Annotated in this window: 23 protein-coding genes and 1 riboswitch; of the genes, 20 read left to right on the top strand and 3 right to left on the bottom strand. The window is 38.7% G+C overall.

Going from position 1 to position 21,326, the window contains the following annotated elements:
* Positions 1-164: 164 nt before the first annotated feature.
* From P6N53_RS04000 to P6N53_RS03925, 16 genes are all read left to right on the top strand, one after another.
* Positions 165-1,133 (top strand): hypothetical protein, encoded by a 969-nt coding sequence (locus P6N53_RS04000; RefSeq protein ID WP_304541378.1) that lies wholly within the window; start codon positions 165-167, stop codon positions 1,131-1,133.
* A 127-nt stretch (positions 1,134-1,260) separates the two neighbouring features.
* Positions 1,261-2,007: a hypothetical protein gene (locus P6N53_RS03995; protein ID WP_304541376.1), complete on the top strand. Its 747-nt coding sequence runs from the start codon at positions 1,261-1,263 to the stop codon at positions 2,005-2,007.
* A 37-nt stretch (positions 2,008-2,044) separates the two neighbouring features.
* Positions 2,045-2,656, top strand: coding sequence for a hypothetical protein (locus tag P6N53_RS03990; protein WP_304541375.1), 612 nt, complete (start codon positions 2,045-2,047; stop codon positions 2,654-2,656).
* Between the two features lie 22 nt (positions 2,657-2,678).
* Complete coding sequence (locus tag P6N53_RS03985) at positions 2,679-3,452, top strand: ParA family protein (protein ID WP_304541374.1); 774 nt, start codon at positions 2,679-2,681, stop codon at positions 3,450-3,452.
* Positions 3,449-4,336: a ParB/RepB/Spo0J family partition protein gene (locus P6N53_RS03980; RefSeq protein ID WP_304541373.1), complete on the top strand. Its 888-nt coding sequence runs from the start codon at positions 3,449-3,451 to the stop codon at positions 4,334-4,336. The genes P6N53_RS03985 and P6N53_RS03980 overlap by 4 nt, the downstream gene beginning before the upstream one ends.
* Positions 4,337-4,353: 17 nt before the next feature.
* The gene (locus tag P6N53_RS03975; protein WP_304541371.1) at positions 4,354-4,548 is read left to right on the top strand and encodes a helix-turn-helix domain-containing protein; all 195 of its coding nucleotides are present in this window, start codon (positions 4,354-4,356) and stop codon (positions 4,546-4,548) included.
* Between the two features lie 40 nt (positions 4,549-4,588).
* Positions 4,589-5,710: a tyrosine-type recombinase/integrase gene (locus P6N53_RS03970; RefSeq protein ID WP_304541369.1), complete on the top strand. Its 1,122-nt coding sequence runs from the start codon at positions 4,589-4,591 to the stop codon at positions 5,708-5,710.
* 497 nt (positions 5,711-6,207) lie between these two features.
* Positions 6,208-6,471, top strand: coding sequence for a hypothetical protein (locus P6N53_RS03965; RefSeq protein WP_304541367.1), 264 nt, complete (start codon positions 6,208-6,210; stop codon positions 6,469-6,471).
* A gap of 3 nt (positions 6,472-6,474) precedes the next feature.
* Positions 6,475-7,053: a GNAT family N-acetyltransferase gene (locus P6N53_RS03960; RefSeq protein WP_304541365.1), complete on the top strand. Its 579-nt coding sequence runs from the start codon at positions 6,475-6,477 to the stop codon at positions 7,051-7,053.
* Positions 7,054-7,493: 440 nt separating this feature from the next.
* A complete protein-coding gene (locus P6N53_RS03955; RefSeq protein ID WP_304541363.1) occupies positions 7,494-7,940 on the top strand; it encodes an ATP-binding cassette domain-containing protein in 447 nt (148 codons plus the stop codon).
* Positions 7,941-7,957: 17 nt separating this feature from the next.
* Entirely contained in the window at positions 7,958-8,152 is a 195-nt protein-coding gene (locus tag P6N53_RS03950) for a hypothetical protein (RefSeq protein WP_304541361.1), read from the top strand.
* Between the two features lie 305 nt (positions 8,153-8,457).
* Positions 8,458-8,856, top strand: coding sequence for a response regulator (locus P6N53_RS03945; RefSeq protein WP_304541359.1), 399 nt, complete (start codon positions 8,458-8,460; stop codon positions 8,854-8,856).
* Positions 8,857-9,153: 297 nt separating this feature from the next.
* Positions 9,154-11,079: a methyl-accepting chemotaxis protein gene (locus tag P6N53_RS03940; protein ID WP_304541358.1), complete on the top strand. Its 1,926-nt coding sequence runs from the start codon at positions 9,154-9,156 to the stop codon at positions 11,077-11,079.
* A 145-nt stretch (positions 11,080-11,224) separates the two neighbouring features.
* Positions 11,225-11,980, top strand: coding sequence for a globin-coupled sensor protein (locus P6N53_RS03935; protein WP_304541356.1), 756 nt, complete (start codon positions 11,225-11,227; stop codon positions 11,978-11,980).
* Between the two features lie 511 nt (positions 11,981-12,491).
* Positions 12,492-14,204: a Na/Pi cotransporter family protein gene (locus tag P6N53_RS03930; RefSeq protein WP_304541354.1), complete on the top strand. Its 1,713-nt coding sequence runs from the start codon at positions 12,492-12,494 to the stop codon at positions 14,202-14,204.
* Between the two features lie 117 nt (positions 14,205-14,321).
* Positions 14,322-15,089, top strand: coding sequence for a M48 family metallopeptidase (locus P6N53_RS03925; RefSeq protein ID WP_304541352.1), 768 nt, complete (start codon positions 14,322-14,324; stop codon positions 15,087-15,089).
* Between the two features lie 28 nt (positions 15,090-15,117).
* On the opposite strand, the gene P6N53_RS03920 is transcribed toward P6N53_RS03925, so the two are convergent.
* The gene (locus P6N53_RS03920) at positions 15,118-15,936 is read right to left on the bottom strand and encodes a YybI family spore inner coat protein (protein WP_304541350.1); all 819 of its coding nucleotides are present in this window, start codon (positions 15,934-15,936) and stop codon (positions 15,118-15,120) included.
* Between the two features lie 158 nt (positions 15,937-16,094).
* Positions 16,095-16,787, bottom strand: coding sequence for a zinc dependent phospholipase C family protein (locus tag P6N53_RS03915; RefSeq protein WP_304541346.1), 693 nt, complete (start codon positions 16,785-16,787; stop codon positions 16,095-16,097).
* Between the two features lie 172 nt (positions 16,788-16,959).
* Positions 16,960-17,090, top strand: a riboswitch (cyclic di-AMP (ydaO/yuaA leader).
* A gap of 43 nt (positions 17,091-17,133) precedes the next feature.
* Between P6N53_RS03915 and P6N53_RS03910 the strand changes: the two genes are divergently transcribed.
* Positions 17,134-17,760: a C40 family peptidase gene (locus tag P6N53_RS03910; RefSeq protein WP_304541344.1), complete on the top strand. Its 627-nt coding sequence runs from the start codon at positions 17,134-17,136 to the stop codon at positions 17,758-17,760.
* 199 nt (positions 17,761-17,959) lie between these two features.
* The gene (locus P6N53_RS03905; protein WP_304541342.1) at positions 17,960-18,472 is read left to right on the top strand and encodes a GerMN domain-containing protein; all 513 of its coding nucleotides are present in this window, start codon (positions 17,960-17,962) and stop codon (positions 18,470-18,472) included.
* Between the two features lie 51 nt (positions 18,473-18,523).
* On the opposite strand, the gene cobI is transcribed toward P6N53_RS03905, so the two are convergent.
* A complete protein-coding gene (gene cobI / locus P6N53_RS03900; RefSeq protein WP_304541341.1) occupies positions 18,524-19,228 on the bottom strand; it encodes a precorrin-2 C(20)-methyltransferase in 705 nt (234 codons plus the stop codon).
* 95 nt (positions 19,229-19,323) lie between these two features.
* Here cobI and P6N53_RS03895 point away from each other — a divergent pair, with 95 nt between their 5' ends.
* Positions 19,324-19,944, top strand: a complete 621-nt coding sequence (locus P6N53_RS03895) for an IMPACT family protein (protein ID WP_304541340.1) — start codon at positions 19,324-19,326, stop codon at positions 19,942-19,944.
* A gap of 128 nt (positions 19,945-20,072) precedes the next feature.
* Positions 20,073-21,233, top strand: coding sequence for a YibE/F family protein (locus P6N53_RS03890; RefSeq protein ID WP_304541338.1), 1,161 nt, complete (start codon positions 20,073-20,075; stop codon positions 21,231-21,233).
* Positions 21,234-21,326 lie beyond the last annotated feature (93 nt).

Below are 21,326 nucleotides of genomic sequence, written 5' to 3'. Positions count from 1 at the left end.
TCTTCAAAGAAGTCCCTAGTAAAACCTTGATGAAGAATTACGGAAACTCCCAGGACTAGAATCCCCGCCAACCACAGGATCTAAACCGTGCCCACCCGGGACCCATTTTGGGGCGGTATGGGCCTGTGGCAAACCTATTAATATCTCATGGGAGGGGTGTTAGTATGTCAATTTTGAGGGACATTTCTGCCGCATCGGGGAAACAAATTTTTGTTTTTGACGGTAAAGGCAGACTTTCGGTGAACAAGTTAAAGCTATCTACAGCCCTTAATGCGGTAAATAAAGGGCGAGCCAGTTGGGTGGGAACGGAAGCTATACAGCACAAAGAGGCTTTTGAAGACTCCAAAATAACCTTTGATTTTAAAAGACATTTTCGGGAAGACAATATTGTGCTTTACGATACAGAAATACTAACGGGCGTTGATGCATTTAAAACTATGGCTCTTTTAGAAGAACACAATAAGACTAAAAAAAATAAATTACAACCCAGAGATAACTTGACAATGTTTGCCAGGTTCGCTGCTAAGACCTTAGTAAAAACTGACTTCAGAAAGACAAGGTTGAATTACCTGGACGAAATCGACCGGGCCATACTCGGTGTTATCTATGTACTTAGTGGTCACCCATGTATACAATTAACCGGTCGAAGTATTGCAAATATATGTAGCTCACTGGAATACCCATTAAGGGTAAGAGATATTGATTTTCCACCATCGAAGAAGCGTTTAAAGCCACATGATCCTATCCAAGTAGAAGTAGCATTAGCAGATGGCAAGTTAACCATAGTAAAAGGAAAAAGCAAGGTGGTTTGGAAATTTAGGCTGTTAAAGGGTATAAATGTGGTGTCATCCCTTAAGGATAAGGACATCGACAGGGTAATATGCAGAATCGTAAGTAGATGCGACGATCTAATTTTTACCAAATTGGAAGAGTTACAAAGAAGGGGCTTGGTCAGGAAGGAATACGGAGAGTTTGTACTAACGGATACAGTTAATAAGTTGGTCAAGGAACTAATCAGCCGGTCCACAAGTAGGGTGGTCGAGATTCAGGCAAAAAGAAAGAGTTCTGGAAAAGAAAAACGCCCGGGCTGCAACCCGAGCTTCCAAAACCAAAAAACTATTAACTCGAAGTAAATTTTATCACTGGTTATTAGAACAAGTCAACAAACTTAATATAACAATTTATTACATAAAATCTCGGGGGTAAGAGCATTCCCGGGATTTGTTTTTTTGGAAATATGCTTAAAAGGGAGGGCTATTAGTGCAACAATATGTAATTATGATAGATCATAATAAACATTACTCCTTGGATGAGGTAGTGTCTATAATCGAACTTAGCATGGAGCAGGTTCAATACTGGGTTAGGGAAAAACAAATTCCTATAACGGATGGAAAAATTCTTGGCCAGTTTGTTACTCAGATGATGTATTGGCAAGATGAGAGGAACCTAAAAGAAAGTGTGCCTCAAACTCCCCGGGAAGAATTTCTTAAATTGGCCCAGCTATTGATTAACTTGAGGAACAGTTCCAGGGCCTCCTACCTATTTGGAGATTATCGGGTAAATGAAATGTCCCTCGACTTGGTTGATTTATTATCTTCATTTGTTAATTCGTATTCTGTACGGCGGATAAAGAGTAGTGCTGAAGATATCTATAAAAAGATCAATACAGCCCCGTATTCTGAAGATATTGATTTTACACGGTTTGAAGGTAATATCAGCCATGAAGATGCGGCTAATTTTTATCAAAAATTAATGAGTTTCAGGGTAATGAATCAGGGTCGTGAGGTTGTGATAGAACGATTTAAGGACAGCATGTTGAATTGTATTCGAGATTACGGGTACAAGTGTAAAGCAGAATTTCAAAAAGAAGAAAATGCAGATGGGGTTATTCGTGTAAGATTATCCGGTAAGGATGCGGGTGAGATTGCTAAAGAGTACATTACATCGTATGGAAGCGGTGTCCGCCATGTAAGGGTAGGATTAAATGAATACCAGGTATTTTTTTAGTATTGCTTCTGGCATCTAAGGAAATGGGTGTTTCACTATGAAATTAGTTGTTGGAATTAACAACGCTTTGCAAGGGAATTGGGATGTTCTTAGCGATATTATGGGTAGGGAACTATACCTGTTAACCATAAATATTCGGGAATTCACCTTTGATGAACTTTGGATAAGGGCAAAATCTTTGTTGTGTGTAAAAGGCCTTCCCAAACCTAAAATCAGGATTGGAGATCAAGTTGTGGTTTTCGACCACTGTGGTACCTATCGGTTAGAAAAAGGAACTATCGAAAAGAAAAGTGATGAGGTGGAGACCTGCTTTGGTTACAGGTCCTGGGCTGATGGACGGTTAAAAATGTTATGCTCAAATTTAGGCCTATGGGGGCATTATCCTTTTCAATTACCAGATTTCAATGTACAGAAAGATTATTACTTAAAAAACCTTGGTAGGGTTGAAAATATTTCTTGCTGTCACCTATACCTGAAGTGTCAGGCCGAAGGGAGATGTCTTTCTAGGGTTTATGAAGAATTAGGTATTAGGTTCAATTGTACGGTTGCTCAGCGTTTAGAACAAAAAAGCTTAAATCTGCAAAAGTCCAGGATACTAAAAGATTGCGAAATAGTTGTAGAATCTGATGGCCAGCTGGCCCTTTTTTAATTTTATACGGAGGTGTGTATATATGGGTCGTATTATTGCAATAGCAAATCAGAAAGGCGGAACGGCAAAAACAACATCAACTATTAATTTAGGTGCTTCTCTTGCCGGGGCCGGAAAGAAAGTACTGTTAGCTGACCTGGATCCCCAGGAGAACCTAAGTAATGGTCTTGGCATCAAATTAAACGAAGATGACCCCGGAGTATATGAATTATTAATGGAAAAAGCAACGGCAGAAGAGGTAATTAAAGAGACAAATGTTCCCGGGTTGCATTTAATACCGTCCAGTATAATGTTATCCGCTGCGGAAGCAGAACTTGCAGGGGATATAGGACAAGACCGGTTGCTTAAGTGGGTGTTAAGGGAACAGGTAGAAAAATACGATTATATAATAATTGATACACCCCCGAATTTAGGGGTCTTAAGTATTAACGCTCTGGCTGCTGCTGATGAGGTTATCATTCCATTACAGCCCCAGGCCTTCGCCATGGCCGGGATGACAAAGCTTCTGGAAATAATTGAGAAAGTAAAACGCCGGATTAATCCAAACCTAAGGGGGTGGGCGTTGTTATTAACAATGGTAGATTTCAGGAGGAACGAAGATAAGAGGATGCTTAAAGAGGTCAGGGATAACTATCTGGAAAAGGTGTTTAACACTGAAATTCGGGTTAACAGTAAATTGATTGAAGCCTCAAGGCAGGGGGTTGCTGCAAGAAAGTATGATGCCGGCAGCACCGGTGCCCAGGAATACGATGCCCTGGCCAGGGAACTACTGCAGTTACACGGTGATATTGCATGATGGCTGAGAGGTATACGAATGAAGGCGGTAGCAAAGGAATTGACAAGTTTGACAAGGTTGACAAGGTTGTGGATCTTTTCATTCGTTCCCCACAGCAGAAAATAAAAGAAATATCTTTAGATAGAATTGTACCCAGAAAGGATCAGCCTAGAAAAGAGTTTGATGATATTGAAACAATGGCTGCGTCCATCCAGGAGCACGGAGTTATACAGCCCATCAGGGTAAGGCCCGCTGAAAGGCCTGGTTATTATGAAATAATTGCCGGGGAAAGAAGATGGCGGGGTTCGGCTATGGCCGGGAAAGAGACTATTCCTTGTATAGTTGTAGATGAACATAACCACATGAAGGTGATGTTAGAAGCACTGATTGAGAATTTACAACGTAAAAATTTAAAAGCAATAGAAATGGCTTTGGCGATAAAAGACATTATTGAATACTCTAAGACAAGCGAAGGCAAGCCGTTAACACTGGAAGAGGTAGGAAAACAACTTGGTTATGGAAAGGCCAGAATTCATCAACTACTTAGTATTCTTAAGCTTCCTGATCATATGAAACAGGCCTTTTGTGAGTCTGGGTTGAACGAGATGCACGCCAGGGCACTTACTCAACTAAAAAGGTATCCAGAGACACAAAAGACTTTGTTTAATGAAATTATGGATAAAAAATTAACAGGGCAGCAGGCAGTTGAGTGGGCTACAAGACACTTAGCTCAAATGCCCAAAAAGGAACCTACATCAAAATTAGTGGAAAAGACTATTAAGGATTTTACAAGATTGAAAACCAGGTTTTCGAATATGGATTCCCAAGAAAAGAATGCAACTCGTACAGAATTGGAGAACGTCCTTAAAGTTATTAAGGAAGCGTTGGTTTTACTTAATGAGTAACGGAGGGAGACACCTTTATGCAATTATATACAGTATCCGAGGTGGCTAAAAAATTAAAGAGGAGAAAGAGTAAAGTTTACGAATTAATTTATTCCGGAGAACTTGAAGCAACCAAACATTCAGAAAGAGGGTTAAGGGTTTCCGATCAAGCACTTCAAAAATATCTTGAAAGTAAAAAAGTAATCATACAGGGAAATAACGAGGCAGTGTAGAAGTAACTAATTGCCTTGTCCTCTTTAAGGAGGATTACAATTGGGGATAGTAAAAAGAGGAAATAGCTACACTATTTCTGTTTATTTGGGTCGTGATGCCCTGGGCAAGAAAAAATACTACTATGAAACTTTCAAAGGAACGCCCAAAGAAGCCAAGCTAAAGGAAGCAGAGCTTAAGCTGAAAATGGCCCGGATTACGGCAGATAGCAACATGACCGTTGATAAATACCTAGATTTTTGGCTAGAGCAGGTTAAGCTTTCCGAATCAGTTCAAGAAAGAACACTTGAAACTTATGCCTATCATGTAGCTAAATTAAAACCAAAGCTCTCTGAACTAAAACTAAATAAAATAACCACACTAAAGCTTCAGACCAGACTCAATGATTTAGGGGATTTAGCACCCCATACGGTAAAGGGCATTTTCGGCACATTGCGAACGGCTTTACGGCAAGCTATGGTGTGGGAGTTACTGCCAAAAGATTATACAGTTGGCCTTAAAACCCCGAGGACTCCTAAGAAGGAAAGAGAAGTACTTAAACTTGGAGAATTACAGCTTCTCTTAGAGGTAGCTAAAGATTACAAACATTATCCTATAATAAGATTGTTGTCTGTAACAGGAATGAGGATTGGAGAATGTCTGGGACTAAAGTGGAAAGACATTGACTTTACTACTGGAAAGCTTACAATCAAACGAGCAGCTGACAGTGTGAACCGCCAGCTTAAGGATGATCCTAAGACTGAAACTGCCCGCAGGACCATTATTATAGACAAAGAAACTCTCAAAGTCTTGATGGAGCTAAGGAAGAACCAGGAAAAATCTAAAATTTCTTTCCTTAATATAGGAGAGGTCCTGGTGTTCCATGAGGATGGGAGAGTGGTTCACCATTCTGCGGTTAGACGAACCATGAACCGTGTGATTAAAAAGGCAAGATTACATCACATTCGTCTGCATGACTTAAGGCATACTGCAGGTTCACTTATACTGGATGCAGGTTATGCTATTACAACGGTTTCAAACTTGCTAGGGCATTCTAGTCCCTCAACTACTGCAGGCATATATGCCCATGCAATTAGAAAAGGTATCAATGTAGTTGATGCTCTGGAAGCCAGCCAACAACAGATTGACAACCAACAGACTGACATACTCAAGGGCATAAGATGATAACCCAGTAAAATCAAGACTTGCGGATACCTGCAGGTCATTTTTTAAGAGGACTTCGATTCCTGTCAGGCGCACCATATTAAGTTAAAATATTTCATTGTATAAACCCTTACAAACCTAGTAATTACGGGGCTTGGGCTAATCTGAAGGAAGGTTAAGGTAGGTCAGAAAAAGTTCCCAAAAGTCCAACTTGTCCAAATCGAGTCCAACTGAAAATGGGAATGAACTAACCTCTAAGAAAAAATCTTAGAGGTTTTATTATTTTAAATTAGCTATTTTAAGACACTCTTAATTTAGATGCCTAAACTCTATTAAGAACGTTTCTAGGGGCTAAATTCTGCGTCTAGGCATGGTTTTACCAGGTCTAAAGATTCAATTAATCACCCTAGTCATTGTCCTTTGGTTTTTGGGGCTTTTGATTTAAATGTAGATATTTGTTTTGAATGATTATTGGGAACACTAATAAACTATAATAAGCGTTTACAAGACGGTTAAACATGGCTAAAAGTGGGAAAAAAGTGGTAGAATTTTACCAGATTGGATGGTATAATATGGGCAATAACGATAAAAATACCAATAAAAACTATAGTAATCTGCCGCCTCAAGATAAGGAGGTAAAATTAATGGCTACTCCAATTTTATCTACACCAGTATTAAAAGGTCAAGATCTAGTTGATTTAGTGAAAGATCTGAATAAACCAGACAAAAATCAAAGCCGTAGGAAGAAAGCCTTGGCAACATTGCTTTTAGTAACAAAATAAACAATGTATGGAGAAGAGTTTTTTGACGAAATTGCAGAGGCGGTAGAACTAGTTAACTATTCCCCGAGATATAGGCTCGGGGATTTTGATTGTGGTATTCCAGATTATAATGAGTTTTTAACTCACGATGCGCAAATTTATATTGAAAAGAATATCAGCCAAGTAAAGTTATTAATTAACAAAACCAATGCTGATGTTATCGGTTACATATCATTAAACACAGACTCTTTTATTCTCGATCCAAATGAAAAAGAAAAAGAAGGTTTGAATATTCCGTTTGGCTCGATTCCGGCACTTAAAATTGGTAAATTGGCGGTATGTGAAAAGTACCGTGGAGAAGGTAAACCACCGTATGGTTCGTTTTTAATGTATCTAGCACTAGGTTATTTAGAGCAATTGAATCATATTGGCATTGGTTGTAGGTTTCTAGTAGTTGACGCAGATATAACACATAAACCAGATACCCCAAAGTTCTATGAAAAGAATGGTTTTGTCTATAACGAGAAGGTTAATAAAAGTAGGAAAAATGCAATGAGTATGAGATACGATGTACTTAATGATTTTCAACCGATCAGTGAATGATCGGTTTTTTATAACAGTAGCGAAAATATGTGTTTATTGGTAAAAGGAATATCTATTGCTATTTTTTTAGAATTAATATTTTTTATCTATTTATGAAATGAGAAGTATAAAAAAATATTTTCTACCCTATGGAATTATTCTTGAAGTTCTAGGTATTAAGAAATTATATATGTATATAGCCTTAACTATATACAAAACAACTATATTATCAATATCCGGCTTATTAACGTACTTATTAATAACCCGTGTAATATTTATGAAAATTATTGGACTTCCTTTTGCACCTGTGCTAAACAAGTGACTTATATTAATAATCTTGTCAATGAATGGGTTATTGATACTAAACTCACTTATAACATATCTTTATTATAATAATATTCAATTACAATTTAAGTTATTAAAAGAGGAATGGACTAATTAATTTTTTGGGGTGTTAATATTTGCTACCTATTATTAGAATGCTGTTTCTTGACTATAAGTTCTGGTTTAGACAATTTTCTGTTAACCTAGTAGTGCTTATTATATCCGTACCAATATTAATAATCCCGTTTTATAGGGGTATCGAGGCCTACGTTTGGCATAAACTGCAACCAGCGAACGTGATAGCTGAAATAAAACCAGAAGATATGCCGTTTTATGGAAATAAAATTGAAGAACTAACATTGTTTAAAATGATAGGTACACTTGCTAACAACCCACCTCTAATCCTTGCTGACGAGCCAACAGGTAATCTCGACGGGGATAATGTCCAGTCAGTACTTAATATATTAAGGGATCTTAATCGAGAAGGAAAAACAATAATATTGGCCACGCATGACGATAGATTGATTCAAAATTCTTCTAGAGTTATAAGATTAGGTGCAGGTATTTCACTCTCCCCATACTAAAAGCTAGGATCAATTAAATGGTATACTCACCTGTATATGCAGGTTTTACAATTCCTACGGTTGCATATCTGCTTGGGCACAGTACCCCTACTACCACTATAGCAATGTACTCACATGTTATTGAGAGGAGAGTAAATGTGACGGATGCTTTAAATGTATTATTCGGAAAATCAGTCGGAAAAGAATACAAGGAAGAGTTAAAAGAAGCTTGATATAACAGACTTTAGCCGTATCATAGTAGGGTTTCTTCGATTCCTGTCAGGCGCACCATATTAGAATCCAAATATAAACCTGCGAATCCTTAAAATTAAAGGATTTGCAGGTTTTTTGTTTTTTGGGGGTCATAACACAGGAGTTTATTAGGCAGATAATAATACTTTAAAATATAGTCCAATAGTCCTAAGAAGAATAGACCTAAGCTCCATTAATAATGTTATTAAAGGTCGATATATAAAGTAATGACATTACATTAAGGGCTTAAAATTACTATAAAAGGGATTATGAAAGGGGTTGTAAAATGAACATTCTTATAGCAGATGATTCGGCATTTATGAGAAGTCAGATACAACTTATATTAGAAAGAGAATGTCATAACATAGTGGGTCAAGCTGAGAATGGGGAACAAGCAGTTAATATGTTTAAAGAATATAAACCAGATATTGTACTAATGGATATAACCATGCCTGTAATGGATGGGCTAGAAGCAATAAAAGCAATTAAACAGATTTGTGCTTCTGTGATCATCATAGTGATCAGTGCCATAGGGCAAGAGAGCATAATTAAAAAAGCAATTCAAGAGGGAGCGCTAGATTTTATTGTAAAACCTTTTGCTAAAGAAAGATTAGTAAAAACCATTGAAAAGGTCAGTGAATTAAAATCGACACCTAACAAGCGGGAATTAACCCATGCACTATAAAGTTCTTATATCTTAATAGACATAACAAAAATAAACGATTACCTGTTATACTTAAATTTAACTAAAAGTCTCTAAATCCAAGATTTTATTGGACTTAAGAGACTTTTTAAATTGTCAGGTATGGAAAAAATAACCAAATATATAATAAATAATGTGACAATATTTAACATAAAATGACACAAAAAGTTCACCTCATGACTATTAATTACCATATTTGTAAAAGCAAGTTGGTGTAAATTGAATGTTAAGATAATATTAATATGGTTCCTTTGGAGTAATTATTAGGGAGGTTAAAATGTGGCGAAAAGGAAGTTTGATCTCAAAATCATTAATTTGAAAAGCTTACGTGTAAAATTACTCTTATGGTTTATTCTGCTATCACTTGTGCCTTTATTAACTTACACAGTCTATAGTATCAACAAGTCTAAAGCCATGCTGGGGGATCAATTCGTTAGCCAAACACAACAGATATTAGAGACAAATCTTGACGATGTTTTAAAATCTCAGTTAGATGTGATGATCCAGCTATCACATAACTCTGTAATCACAGCAATGGACTACAATAAATCTGAACCATATTTTCATAAATTTATCAAAGATAACCCCCAGTACTCTCACCTATTAATCTGTGATCCCACCGGTACTGAAATTGCCCACTCGGAAGGGGCTCAGCATCATGGTGTAAATATAGCAGATAAAGAATACTTTTTTACTCCCTGGGAAACTGGCCAACCTGTTATTGCTGATGCTACCTTTTCAAAGAGTACTGGAAGGAAGATTGTGGGTTTAGGAATTCCCTTATTTAATGAACAGGAGGAAAAGATAGGCGTGCTTGTTGGATTTATTAGGTTAGAATATATATCCGACAAGATAACTGAAAAGAAGGTAACTGATAATGGTTTTACCTTTATGTTAAATAAAGCTGGCGAGTACATAAGTCACCCTGATAAGGAAAAGCTTTTAACGGAGAATTTAGCTACCAGTGAAGAGTTAAGTGAAGATGACAAGAAATTAATTAGTCATATGATCAGCCTGCAAAGTGGAACGGACCAAATGTATCTTGATGGGAAAAGAATGATCGTCAACTATAAACCGGCCGGTATAAATGATTGGTCTATTGCTATGGTTAGTCCGGAGAATGAGGTTTATGCCCTGGCGGACAAGCTCAAGACCGAAACAATAAAGGTTGTATTATTTGTATTAGTGGTAGTGATTGTGGTTGTTTTCTTTATAACTAACCAAATTATTAGGCCAATTAAGAAATATATTAAGATTGTTGAGGAAAAGGATTTTACCAGGGAAATTGCTAGTCGGGATGAATTAGGAGATAGCTTTAATAAATTAGCAACAAATCTAAAAAACCTATTTTCCTACATCAATAGCAGTGCAGGTAATTTAGCATATTCATCGGAAAGATTTAAGGAACTTTCGGAGAATTCCGCTGCCGCCACCGTTGATATGGCCGGCAGAGTTCAGAATATTGCTGAATCAGCCAATTCCCAACAAAATAAAATAAAAGACCTAGCTCAATTTATCAACAATCTGAACAACAATTTAACTACCATCACTGCTAATTTGGAAAATACAAAGTATAATTCCGATGAGGCCTATGCAACCGCCTTAACAGGTCAAGGGTTAGTTGAAAGAATGGTAGTATCCATTGATACCCTAAATCAAAAAACTAACCAAATTAATACAATAGTTGATACCATTAAGGGAATTGCTGAACAGACCAACCTATTAGCCCTCAATGCCGCCATAGAGGCAGCGAGAGCGGGGGAACAAGGCAAAGGCTTTGCCGTGGTTGCTGATGAGGTTCGGAAACTGGCCTCTCAAAGTGCCGAGGCAACAAGCAGGATCAATGATTTGTTAGTACAGATCAAACACGACATGGAAGAAGTTGTTAGCATTGCAAATGCAACCGGCAGTTCTAATAATGTTGTAAAAGCCTTTGCAGATATCCTTGCCAAAACAAAGGTAGTAACCCAGAATATGATGGAGGTAGCTACTGATGCCCAAACAATTCAAAAGGAAAGTCAAAGGGCAAATAGTGAAATTATAAAAATCACAGAATTGGTAACCAGCACAACCGAGAGTGTAGAAACCATCGCAGCCTTTACGGAGGAACAATCTGCTTCTATCCAAGAGCTAACTAGCTCTGCCGAAGAGGTAAATCTAGTTACAAAGAATATTAAAGAAAAGATAAATCAATACAAATTTTAAATAGTTGATATGCTCCCTTTATGGTAGACAGTTAAAATAATAAAACTGTTTAACTAAGGGGGCATTTTATATTGGGAAGGAAAATAATCGCAAATGTCGAATTAAATAATCAAGAAATCATGACAATTTGAAGGGGTGATTACTTTTGACTGAACATATAAATCAAGCTGCCAAAGCAGTTCAACGCCAATCCCAGTTGGCTTATTTAGATATTACTGAGCGGGAAGTTCAGCTAATGGTTAGTTATAAGGAGTTATTTACTAAAGAAGCTGACGGTGTAATAAACGAGTTTTATAAGCATATCCTAGGGTTTTCTTATCTAAAGGACATGATCAGTAAATTCAGCACCGTAGATAGACTGAAGGAAACTCAAAAGAGATACTTCATCTCCCTGTGCGATCCCGTTGATGATAAATATATTGAGGGAAGGCTGGCCATTGGTAAAAGGCATCAACAGATCGGCCTTTACCCAAAGTGGTACTTAGGTACATATCAGATATACACTAACCAAATCCAACGAATTTTAGCTGAACACCATGGTGGTTGCACTGATGTCTATACAGAGGCATTAATTGCTTTTATGAAGAAGCTAAACCTAGATATGCAGCTGGCCATCGAAAATTATATCTTAGATCAACTACAGCAACTAGTTTCTTTTCAGCAGGATATTGGCTCCGTGGCGGAAATCATCCACGATATCGCCGAGCAAACCAATATGCTCTCCCTCAATGCTTCCATTGAAGCTGCCAGGGCTGGGGATCATGGCCGCACATTTGCAGTGGTAGCTCAAGAGGTAAGAAAACTGGCTGAAAGATCTTCTAAGTCTGCAAAGGATATAGCCCAAATGGTGTCTTCAAACCAACAAGCCATTGAAAAGATGAAAAAATCCTCGGAAGAATAGCAAGGTGAAAATAGTAATTCAATATTAAATAATAGAACACCCGATAATTCCTTATATAAAAGGCATTTGGGTGTTTTTTATTTATAGGTAAAGTAGTTTTCTCTAGAAAAATAGGACGGTCAATATTTATGTCCGGAGACAAGTATCAAGAAGCACCCTGCTTAACATATAAAGAATATATAATAGATTATAAATTCTGTTTATTTGGACGCCTTCTCCCTAGGGGGGGCTGAGCCATTGATTAAATTAACAGGAAGGAATTATTTACTAATTTCCCTTTACAAAATAGCCAAGATGAGGCATATTTTATATTATGCCGGTTATGCGGGCAGGTAATGATCTTAGGATGATCCCGATGAATTGACATGGTTCGAGGAATGGATTAAAATTGAATTATTAAGAATATGTTAAGAAAACCTTTGTAAAAATTATTTAGGTAGCTATTGCTACATTTTTTTTAACCTTTATTTGTGAAAATATCCACAGTTACCAGCGGAAGGGTGTGAGCGAAGTGTCTTGGCAAACAGCTATTCTCAGTATGATTGGTGGTATGGGTTTATTACTTTACGGCATGTATGTTCTAAGTGAAGGTTTACAAAAAATTGCAGGAAAAAAACTTCGTGAAGCCCTATCTTCACTAACTAATAATAGATTAATTGGTATGGTACTAGGGGCCTTTGTAACAATATTATTCCAGAGCAGCACCGCTACAACCGTGGTATTGGTAAGCTTGACAAGTGCGTCAATTATTAGCCTGCGGCAAACCTTGGCCGTAATACTGGGTGCTGATATTGGCACCACTGTTACTGCTCAACTGATTGCATTAAAAGTTACTGAAATATCATTACCCGTTGTCGGCATTGGTGCGACAATTATCTTTTTTTCGAAAAGGCATAAGCACAAAAGGATCGGCCAAGTATTGATGGGTTTTGGCCTGCTGTTTTTGGGTCTAAAGATTATGTCCGATACCATGTATCCCTTAAGGGATGATCCTATGTTTGCCAAGGTTCTACTGCAGATGAGTGACAGCCCTCTTCTTGCTATGATTGTTGCTGCGGTATTCACCTTTTTGGTACACAGTAGTGCGGCAACCATTGGGATAATAATGTTGCTTTCCATGCAGCATATGATAACCCTTGAGCCTGCAATATTTATGCTGTTCGGAGCCAATGTAGGAACTGCTTTTACCGCCATATTATCAAGCCTTGGTTCATCTAGGGAATCCCAAAGGGTAGCTACCGCACACCTGCTTTTTAAGGCTGTGGGGGTAATACTTTTCTTACCCTTTGTGGGGCCACTGGCCGAATTAATGATGAAACTTACTTCTTCCCCGGGTTTTCAGGTGGCCAATGTTCACACACTATTTAATCTGGCAATTGCTGCCCTATTCGTTCCCTTTGTATCTCATTTTGCCAGGTTCCTAGAAATAATTGTTCCGGAAAAGAAAGAAGCCTCTGCGGATATTGCACCCAAGTATTTAGACGAAAGCTTGTTTTCTACACCTGAGGTAGCTATTGGCATGGCCTCCAAGGAAATAATGCATATATCTGATCACGTGACAGATATGACTAAGCAGGTATACCCATTGTTTAAGACCTACGATCCAGATCTAGCCGAACAAATACATCAAAAGGAAAATCATATTGATCTTCTCTCGACGGCCACAAATAAATATCTTACTCATTTGTTAAGGCAACCATTAACAAGGGATGAATTCAATAAGACCATGGGTTTAGTTCATATTGTTCGGGATTTTGAGTACATCGGAGATGTCATAGAAAAGAATATCCTTTATAAGGCAGAAAGTAAGTATGTCAACAATCTTGACTTTTCCACCGAGGGGCACACGGATATATATACCATGCACACAAAAATTGTAGAACTAACCCATATGGTAAACACCGCCTTGGCAACAAATAGCTGCGTTATGGCAGAGAGGGCAAAAACCCTGCAAGAAGATATTGTTGATCTGGAATTCAGGCTGAGAATGAGCCATATTGCCAGGATGCAAAAGGGAGCCCATGAAACTGAGAATACCAGCTTTATTCATATGGATGTTATCAATGCCTATCTTAGAATAAGCGAACATCTAAGAAATATTGCTTTGGCCTTAACAGATGAAGTATCCTGTACCTGGCATGATGAGGCATTAATACTAACACCTCCCTCCGAGGTATGGGAGGCAAATGGAAATCAACATAAGTCAACAAAGGTGGAGAGCTAGTATTAATAAATATGGACCGGTGGGTTTAATCCCCAGCGGTCCTTTATTTTCTAATTAAAGTCAAAAATTATGGAACAAGCAACCAATTATATGGTATTATTTGGTAAGGGGGTTGAGATGGTGAATGAATCTGGTAGAAAAAAATCGCCAACTGTACCTGCCTGTCATAATAGTACAGAAATAAAGCTAGGCGGGAAGAAGATTACCTATTCCCTAAGGGAGAGCAGCAGGGCTAAAAGGGTTAACCTTAAAGTAAGTACAGAGAAGGGATTAGAGGTTGTAGTACCGGCTAATTATCCACATTCTAGAATTGAACCCCTGCTAAAGAACAACGAAAATTGGATTATTCAAAAACTGGATTCCCTGACTAAGGTTTCAAAACGAAGGAAGAACCGCTTTGGTCAAGACGGGCAGATTTTACCCTTCCTGGGCAGGAACTATCGTTTGGTAACCGTTTATCAGCAAGGTCCGCCTTTAGTAGAACTGGTGGGGGATAAAGTTGTTTTGATGCTGCCCCAGAAAGAATCGGGTAAGAAGACGGAGATTTTAGAGGCCTGGCTTAGGTACCAGGCCAAAGAAATAATAGCAAATAGGGTTGCTGAGTTTAAAAATAAACTGGGTGTTAATATCAATCAAATATTTATCAAGGATCAAAAAACCCGCTGGGGAAGCTGCTCAAGTCAAGGAAACCTAAATTTCAACTTTAGGATTATTATGGCACCTTTACCTGTACTTGATTATCTGGTGGTACATGAGTTAGCCCATTTAATAGAAATGAACCATTCAAAAAAATTCTGGTCGTTGGTTGAAAGCCTTTGTCCAGAATATAAAAGGCACCGTCAATGGTTGAAAGAACATGGTCAAGAGCTAATGATAAGGGAGTAATCGCCGCTGATTACTCCCTTATTAGTCTTTAAAGGTTTACTTCCGCTAGTAATTTATCATTTTTGTCAGCTAAGCTTAAGGTGATAGCCTTATATTTTCCTTGTTCCAGTCTATAGGTGGTTTTTAATAAAGCCAGGGTATCAACATGGGATATACCAATAACCCTCTGAATAGAAATTATTTCTTTCGAATTGTCCCCGTCAGGATCCACAATACTATATTCGGCAATTGGGTCTACCCAGGTTCCAATGCCCGATAGCATTTCCTCCATTCCCTGGTAGCTTTTCTTATCCAACTGAATGGTAGATTTTAAACCTGTCGCAGTATCCTCGAAACTGGCATAATAATCGCCCAGGTATTTTACAATATACCTTTCATCTTCTAGATCTACGGGGTTTATTATACCAAAAATTTCTTCCCAGCCTTCATCAGAAACTCTATAAACATTCAACCCCCTGGCACCGGCACTGCCACTTGACTGACGATATAATAGGACTTCATCTTTATTATCGCCGTCTAAATCCTGGAATTTGACCTCGGCAAATCCGTAAAGATTTTCCTCATGATCAAGCTTGACCATCTCAATTCCATCGACAACCAGTGACCAAGACAAGGGCATTCCGTCATCTGCCTGCTCGGCATATAGGATAATTTTATCCTTACTCTTGCTCCCGGGAAGCTGTCTTTCGATTGAGTTAAGGATTACCTTGTTACCTAATTCAGAATAAGTTTCTTGAAAGTTGGTATCTGTTTTTTGCAATAGGATTTCATTGTCCTGGGAGGCACATCCCGTAAACATAGTTATAGTGAACAAAGTAATCAATAGTATAAAGGTGGTCCTGCTCATGGCTGCTCTCCTTTTTAGAATGCTGTTAATGTGTTCTTTATACTAGACGGAGATTTTAGTAAAGTGTTTCACTAAACCTAGGGCTCATTTATTGGGAATTATAAACTTATTTTAGTTAATTGGTAAATAGTAGAGCCTAACTTAATAGCAAGGATTTATCAATTCAAAACACTTTTACAAAATAAATGCAGGAAGCCTGCAGTAGTTCTTTGTGCCCGTTCAAGGAGAATTTCAACGGTCTTTTCAATAGAAGTAATTTGAGCATTTTCCGAAACTGTGGGTAAATAGATTGACGAAAAAAATGCATTTTCCCTTACCCAATCACTTGCTGAATTAATAATTTTATAAATGCCGCAGGAATTAATTGCGAAGTCTTCATAGTGTTTGCGAGCCCAGTACTCAAAATATTGGTGTCCATTGAAAACAAGACCACTGGCATGATGGGGAACACAAAGGTCCTGCATAATATGGGTGGCTGCTCCCAGGTAAAAAATTGCCTGCTCACGATACCCCCTCCGCCACATCTCAACTGCTCGGTTGAAATAGGACTGACACTCTGTCGGTGCATCCGGGCCATTCCAAAGACCTGCACCTACATGGGGATTGTAATAGTGACTGATGTATTTAAAACCTGTATCACACCAGATGGCACCTTCGTTCAAGGAGTCAACGCCGGATTGTAACAACAAGGCCTCTTTTCGAAGACCATCTCTTTTCAAAATTCCTATGGCCTGTAGGTTGCAGAAACGGTGAGTGTTTCTTTTACGGGGAGGATTTATTACTGCTTTAATTGGCAGGGCTACATTTAACATTAGACGAGTACAGTTCCAGGTAGCCTGGGATAGAGTCATAGATATTCTCCTTAATTTAAAGCAGTGTTTTTCGAAGCAATTTTAATTGTTTCCAAATACATAAAGAATTATTAGAAATATTTACATCTTTATAGAACTTTAGGCAATAAGTGAAATAATTATCTAGTTTTTGCAGGAAAGTGGAAACTTTTGGCGAATTAAATTTATACGATATTAAGAAACGCCTAATTTCTTTTTGGGAAAACGGGGGAACCAATCTTTTGGGGGTGAACTACCTCGGTAGCGGGCTACTTTCGGTCCGAACCCGTCAGCTAACTCCGTAGGCGTAGAAAGCGGGGAAGTGTAGTTGACATTTAGCAAGCGCATCGGGACATGGGTGGTTTTAGTGTCTTTGCCATTAATACTACTGGCGAGTCCGGCAATGGCAGCCCAAGTAACAGTGGAAAAAGGAGATACCCTTTGGTCAATTGCAAATAAGAATGGTACCACAGTGGATGTACTTCAAAATTTAAATAATCTCAGTAGTACAAATCTGCAACCGGGCATGATTCTGGAGCTGCCTGAACAAGCAGCAAACCAGCAATCCTTTAGAACCCTTACTGAAGAGCAGAGACAAGAGCAAGAGCTGGCTTCCAGGGGAATAGTTGACAGAGCACAGGCAGTGTTGGAATATGCTAAAGAATATATTGGGGTAAGATATCGTTCCGGTGGGGATACACCGGCGGGGTTTGATTGTTCCGGTTATGTTAAGTATGTTTTTAAGAATTTTGGTATAGACCTAGTGCACACTGCAGCCGGACAATATAATTCAGGTACTATTATTAAAAAAGAAGAATTACAACCAGGTGATTTAGTATTTTTTAATACCGGTGGTAATGGGATAAACCATTCAGGTATTTATATCGGGGATAATAAATTTATTCATTCTTCTAGTTCCAGAGGAATTAGGATTGACTCAATGAATGACAACTATTGGGGACCTCGATATAGAGGCGCCAATAAAATACTTTAAGCAACAGTTAAACCTCAGGCTTCCTGAGGTTTAACTTATTCATTAAAACGATTAAAGGTGGATTATAGGGCTTATCCTCTGGATTTTTCTGAGATTGTCCAAAACCATATTTTGTAAGTTTGTGCCTTGCTTTTTAGTGTAGCTAAATTGGTTGGAAATATGGTAAACTCCATTAGTAATAAAAATTCAGGAGGATACTATGAAAAAATACACTATTTTGGTAGTCATGATGATCCTTTCTCTTATAGTAGTTGGGTGTGGAAACAGTAAAACTGATCAGGAGGCAGCACCTGTCCTAGTAGAACAAGAACCGTCTCCTGAAAGAGTTAAGGTTGTCCTGTATTTTGCTAATGAGCAGGCTGATGCCCTTGTACCTGTTGAAAGAGAAATTGACAAACCTAATGATATGGTGGTAGCACTCGTTAATGAGCTTGCTAAGCCTGATAAGCTGAACCCGGTGATACCGGAGGGAACAGAATTGATCTACTATCAAAAGGATGGAGATACCATTACCTTAAACTTTAATCAGGCTTTAGCTAATATGCAGGGTAGCACCGGGGAATTCATCGCTGTAAACGCTATTGTTAATACCATTACCCAATTGCCAGAATTTAATAAAGTGCAGTTACTGGTAGAGCGCAGCCCCTTAACAACAGGGCATGCTGTTTATGATAAGCCTTTGGTAAGGGACGAAAGTACCATTAATAAATAAATCACAGCCCTCTGGATGATTTTATCAGTCAGAGGGCTGGGCTATATTTATTTACTTGGATGAACGTTTTGCTAAAATGGTGGAGAGATAGTTTGGCTTAAGAGCCTCCTGGCTTGTTAAATTGTAATGAATTGACTCTTCAGGGTGGCCGCACTTGCTGATCATCACGGCATTATCAGCGAGGTTATTAGTCTGGAGACTTTTAATGATTCCTGGGAAATCCTTTGAAACCTTCATTAAGACCACTGTGTCTGAAATAGCAAGGGCACGGTCTAAATCCTTTCGTTCACAGGTAGCCGGTACAATGGAGATTATATCATTGGTATCTGCAAGGGGAAACCCAAGCCTGCTGGCGGCTGCACAAAAGGACGTGATACCTGGAATTGTTTCTATCTGGGCAGCCTTTTTAGAAAGTAACCTGTATATATAAATATAGGTGCTGTAAAGCATTGGGTCACCAAGGGTTAGGAAGGCTACTTTTTTGCCTAGGTTTAATTGGTTTAATATCTCATTCGAGCTGCTTTCCCAGGCTGTATTTAAGGTTTCCTCCTCGTAAACCATGGGGAAAACCAGTTCCAATATCTCTGCATCAGGTTTTAAATAAGGTGAGGCAATATCCAATGCCAGACTTGACCCCTTTTTTTGAGTTCTTGGCCCTATCACCACATCAATATTTTTTAAGATATTTACAGCTTTAACTGTAATCAGCTCGGGGTCACCGGGACCTACACCAATGCCATATAAAATTCCTTTCATTTCAGCCTCCGATTATAAAAAATACCAAAAATCACTTGTCTTTGGAAATAATACCATTTATCCTCAAAGGTGTCCACGATTTAAGACAGAAGGGAATGAGAATTTTGCTAAGCTATTGCACGGTTTCCAAAGAGGCTGTCGCTGAATTAATTATTAAAAAATCTCGATTTATTGCCACTGTTAAACCCGTTCCGAACGAGGAGGAGGCCATGGATTTTATCCGGGCCGTTGGTAAACTCCATAGGGAAGCTACCCATAATGTCTATGCCTATCGAATTTCAGAAGATCAGGAAAAGTGCAGTGATGATGGTGAACCCAGTGGAACAGCGGGAAGGCCAGTTTTAAACGTTATTAGGGGCGAAAACTTACTAAGGGTAGCTCTGGTAGTTACCCGCTACTATGGTGGAGTGTTATTAGGGGCAGGGGGATTAGTCAGGGCCTATTCCCAGACCAGCACCTTAGGAATCGCAGAGGCTGGTTTAGTCACCAGGCGTTTAGCCCAAGCTTTTACTGTACAGTTTGACTTAAATTTGTTTGGTAGGGTGAAGAAGGCAATTGAAAAATCGGGTGCTAACATAATTGAGGTTTTAGTAACGGATCGGGCATTAATTAGAGCTCAAATATTATTAGAAGAATTTGAGGTATTAGCTGCAAAACTGGTGGAGTTGTCCTCAGGACGTGCAAATATTAACAAATTGGATCAGGAGTATATTTAAGACAAATTACTACCCTAGAAAAGCCCAAATTCCCGGAAAAGCCATTTTTGAAGGGTTGCCGGGAATTAACTAGTTAAAGTACAATCTAGTAAGGTTATTGTCGAATATTCTTAAGTATGGGGTGTGTTATGAAAAGATTTGCTATATTGCCTATCCTGATGCTGATTTTGTCACTGTTATTTGCTGGACAGGTCCTGGCTAATGAAAATGATATACATGAACCTGCAGTTGAAAAGGAAGTAATCGTTCGGGCCAAGGTATTGAAGGTAATCGAAGGGCAAGAAATTGACCCGGTAATGGAAGGCTGGGTCCAGGATAAGGAGCAAATTCTGACCGTTAAAATGCTCAGCGGCGACTTTAAAGGTGAAGAATTGATACTCACTCATATGGTACCCGCCCAACTAGGCATGGCTGTAATAGTCAATCCTGGAGATGAGGTTGTATTATCCCTGATGGTTGATGAGGGAAAGATTACCGGTGCCTTTGTTTCGGATTTTGCCAGGGATAAGAAGCTTTATTATCTGACGGGTTTTTTTGCGCTAATTATGATCGTAATTGGAGGGATAAAGGGGTTAAAATCGGTTATCTCACTGGGCGTAACCGGGGCGGGTATTTTTTATATCCTGCTGCCCATGTTGTTTAAGGGCTATGACCCTATCCTGTCCACCGTATTTGTAGCTGCTGTTTTGACCTCCTTCACCATGATTTTGGTGCATGGCTTTAATATTAAGACCTTTTCGGGCATCATTGGCACCACCAGCGGTGTTGTGGTAGCAGGTGTTTTAGCCATGCTGGTGGGTAAAGCTGCCAGACTGACAGGCTTCAGCAGTGAGGAAATGCAGATGCTGCTATATATTCCCCAACAGGTGGACTTTAATTTCCAGGGCTTGCTTTTCGCCGGAATGATTATTGGTGCTTTAGGGGCGGTAATGGATGTAGGAATTTCAGTAGCATCGGCCATTGAAGAAGTTAGAAGGGTAAATCCTTTGCTTAAAATGAAGGAATTGACTCAGGCAGGTATGAATGTAGGTAGAGATATAATGGGTACCATGGCAAATACCTTGATTTTAGCCTATACAGGTGGCGCCATTCCCCTTATATTAATTTTTATGGCCTATGAAATGCCCTTTTTGAAAATAATAAACCTGGATTTAATTGCCACGGAAATCGTTCGCGCTCTAACAGGCAGCATTGGCCTAATCTTAGCCATCCCAATAACCGCGGTGGCGTCTGGTATGCTGTTTACCAGGTTTGAAAAAAATGATAAACCAGCCCAAAAGAAAAAATGAGTCAAAAAACCCTGACTCACGGCGCAAGACTTAAAGATTTAATTGAATAGAAGTTAGAAGTTAAAAGCCGGAGATTAATTTTGATTCTCCGGC

Source organism: Desulforamulus aquiferis, from assembly GCF_030577015.1.
GTDB classification, from domain to species: domain Bacteria; phylum Bacillota; class Desulfotomaculia; order Desulfotomaculales; family Desulfotomaculaceae; genus Desulfotomaculum; species Desulfotomaculum aquiferis.
Note: the sequence above shows the minus strand (reverse complement) of the source record. Positions and strands in the feature narration are given on the sequence as shown.

Excerpts from the sequence above, each read along its gene's own strand:
- P6N53_RS04000 (WP_304541378.1), top strand. The coding sequence starts at position 165 with ATGTCAATTTTGAGGGACATTTCTGCCGCATCGGGGAAACAAATTTTT.
- P6N53_RS03990 (WP_304541375.1), top strand. The coding sequence starts at position 2,045 with ATGAAATTAGTTGTTGGAATTAACAACGCTTTGCAAGGGAATTGGGAT.
- P6N53_RS03985 (WP_304541374.1), top strand. The coding sequence starts at position 2,679 with ATGGGTCGTATTATTGCAATAGCAAATCAGAAAGGCGGAACGGCAAAA.
- P6N53_RS03980 (WP_304541373.1), top strand. The coding sequence starts at position 3,449 with ATGATGGCTGAGAGGTATACGAATGAAGGCGGTAGCAAAGGAATTGAC.
- P6N53_RS03975 (WP_304541371.1), top strand. The coding sequence starts at position 4,354 with ATGCAATTATATACAGTATCCGAGGTGGCTAAAAAATTAAAGAGGAGA.
- P6N53_RS03965 (WP_304541367.1), top strand. The coding sequence starts at position 6,208 with ATGGCTAAAAGTGGGAAAAAAGTGGTAGAATTTTACCAGATTGGATGG.
- P6N53_RS03960 (WP_304541365.1), top strand. The coding sequence starts at position 6,475 with ATGTATGGAGAAGAGTTTTTTGACGAAATTGCAGAGGCGGTAGAACTA.
- P6N53_RS03950 (WP_304541361.1), top strand. The coding sequence starts at position 7,958 with ATGGTATACTCACCTGTATATGCAGGTTTTACAATTCCTACGGTTGCA.
- P6N53_RS03945 (WP_304541359.1), top strand. The coding sequence starts at position 8,458 with ATGAACATTCTTATAGCAGATGATTCGGCATTTATGAGAAGTCAGATA.
- P6N53_RS03925 (WP_304541352.1), top strand. The coding sequence starts at position 14,322 with ATGGTGAATGAATCTGGTAGAAAAAAATCGCCAACTGTACCTGCCTGT.
- P6N53_RS03920 (WP_304541350.1), bottom strand. The coding sequence starts at position 15,936 with ATGAGCAGGACCACCTTTATACTATTGATTACTTTGTTCACTATAACT.
- P6N53_RS03915 (WP_304541346.1), bottom strand. The coding sequence starts at position 16,787 with ATGACTCTATCCCAGGCTACCTGGAACTGTACTCGTCTAATGTTAAAT.
- P6N53_RS03905 (WP_304541342.1), top strand. The coding sequence starts at position 17,960 with ATGAAAAAATACACTATTTTGGTAGTCATGATGATCCTTTCTCTTATA.
- cobI (WP_304541341.1), bottom strand. The coding sequence starts at position 19,228 with ATGAAAGGAATTTTATATGGCATTGGTGTAGGTCCCGGTGACCCCGAG.
- P6N53_RS03895 (WP_304541340.1), top strand. The coding sequence starts at position 19,324 with ATGAGAATTTTGCTAAGCTATTGCACGGTTTCCAAAGAGGCTGTCGCT.
- P6N53_RS03890 (WP_304541338.1), top strand. The coding sequence starts at position 20,073 with ATGAAAAGATTTGCTATATTGCCTATCCTGATGCTGATTTTGTCACTG.